This window comes from Natrinema soli, from assembly GCF_028618695.1.
In genome coordinates this window covers 1-1715 of the sequence record NZ_JAQIVI010000193.1, presented here as the reverse complement: position 1 = coordinate 1715, position 1715 = coordinate 1, and the positions used below count along the sequence as shown (strand labels likewise).

The 1715-nt window shown below is 63.8% G+C and carries 4 protein-coding genes; 3 read left to right on the top strand and 1 reads right to left on the bottom strand.

Annotation, left to right across the window (positions count from 1 at the left end):
* Window positions 1-237: 237 nt before the first annotated feature.
* Window positions 238-552, bottom strand: coding sequence for a hypothetical protein (locus PGX04_RS12565; RefSeq protein WP_273738816.1), 315 nt, complete (start codon window positions 550-552; stop codon window positions 238-240).
* A 240-nt stretch (window positions 553-792) separates the two neighbouring features.
* Here PGX04_RS12565 and PGX04_RS12560 point away from each other — a divergent pair, with 240 nt between their 5' ends.
* The 3 genes from PGX04_RS12560 to PGX04_RS12550 form a co-directional block, all read left to right on the top strand.
* Entirely contained in the window at window positions 793-1020 is a 228-nt protein-coding gene (locus tag PGX04_RS12560) for an LSM domain-containing protein (RefSeq protein WP_273738815.1), read from the top strand.
* A complete protein-coding gene (locus tag PGX04_RS12555) occupies window positions 1017-1193 on the top strand; it encodes a 50S ribosomal protein L37e (protein WP_006186041.1) in 177 nt (58 codons plus the stop codon). The genes PGX04_RS12560 and PGX04_RS12555 overlap by 4 nt, the downstream gene beginning before the upstream one ends.
* A gap of 184 nt (window positions 1194-1377) precedes the next feature.
* Window positions 1378-1715: threonine synthase (locus PGX04_RS12550; protein WP_417582863.1), on the top strand; the 338-nt coding region annotated here is incomplete at its 3' end.

The window sequence follows — 1715 nt, the reverse complement described above, 5'->3', positions numbered from 1 at the left end:
CGTCGGCGGCCGACCGCCAGTCGATCGCGTCGTCACCGGACGCCCCGGCGACGGCCCGGGCGCTGCGATAGAGATTCACGACTCCGGCTAGGACGAGGACGCGCAAAAGCGTTCGGCTCGGTTCGCGTCGGTGCGAAGACCCGACGCCGTCGGCCGGAGACGGCCAGGTCGGCGATTGCGACTGCCGACCGATCGGCGATCAGTGATCAGCCGATGGCCCGCTTCGGACGCCGGCGGTCAGTTGACGATGACGTCGGGTTCCGCTTCGGTCTCGAGCTCCGATTCCTCGTCGCCGCCGTGAAACTTTTTGGCGGCGACGGCGATGCCGACCAGAACGACGAGCGCGACCAGCGCGCCGGCGGCGCTCTTCCCTTTGCTGCCCGACTCGTCTCCCGCGGCCGCGCCCTCGTCGATTTCGGTCTCCGTCTCGAGGGCCGCGTCCGATGACGATTCGGTGCTGCCGATCGGCAACGCCTCGCCGATCGATCCGAGCCCGAACTGTGCTTCGCCGTCGAAGTGCAACTCTACGAGGGTGAATTTCTTGTCTCCCATAGGTGGACGCTCAACGAGGTCGCACTTAGCCGTTGGGTTAGGTATACGTTAGTGAGGCGTGTAAGGGCTGATTACGGTATTCGCCGATCCATCAAACACGGCTGCTCCCCCCTCGAAACCGCGAAACGGGATCGGTGCGTTGTGCTGTCGTTTCCCGCGACGCACGGTAGCGTCGTTCGCCCGGGCCAAGTCGGACTCCGGACCGGTACGATTAAGTGTCCGTCACCTGCGGTGTTGCGTATGAGTGGACGACCGCTGGACGTCCTCGAGGCGTCGCTCGGCGAACGCGTGACGGTACGACTCAAGAGTGGTGACGAGTATCTCGGCGAGCTCGCCGGCTACGATCAGCACATGAATCTGGTGCTCGAGGACGTGACGATTCCCATCGAGGGCGGGGTCGAAGAGGAGCCGCCGGTCGAAGACACAACCATTATACGCGGCGATAACGTCGTTTCGATCACTCCATGACTGGTGCAGGAACCCCGAGCCAAGGAAAGAAGAACAAGACGACCCACACGAAGTGTCGTCGCTGCGGAGAGAAATCGTATCATACCAAGAAGAAAGAGTGTTCGTCGTGTGGCTTCGGCAAATCCGCCAAACGCCGCGGATACGAGTGGCAGTCGAAAACCGGCGACAACTGATCTCTCACTTCTCCCCCTCGTTTTTTGCCGTTCGCGTCGCGTCTAACTGAGCGCTCGGCAGGTTCGCGTTCGACAATCTCGGTTCCAACGGTCTCTGTCTCGACCGTCGATCACAACGCTTCCGTAGCGTTCGGCCCGCGCCGCCGATGAACAGCCCTTAGTTCGACGCCGCGAAGGATCGTCTATGAAGACGACAGCCGCCTTCGCCGGCCTCGAGTGCGTTGACTGCGGGGCCACGGTCGATGCCGCCGAATCTCACCGCTGTCCGAACTGCGGCGGCGCGCTCGATCCGACCTACGACTACGACGCGATCGACCTCGATCGCGAGACGTTCGGATCCCGGCCGTTCGACTCCCAGTGGCGCTACGCCGAACTGCTCCCGTTCGCTCGCGAGTCGGCGGTGACGACCGCGGAGGGAGCGACGCCGCTGGTTGACTGTCCCGATCTGGCCGCCGAGCTCGGGGTCGGGCGCGTGCTGATCAAGGACGACGGCCGGAATCCGACCGGCTCGAGCACGGATCG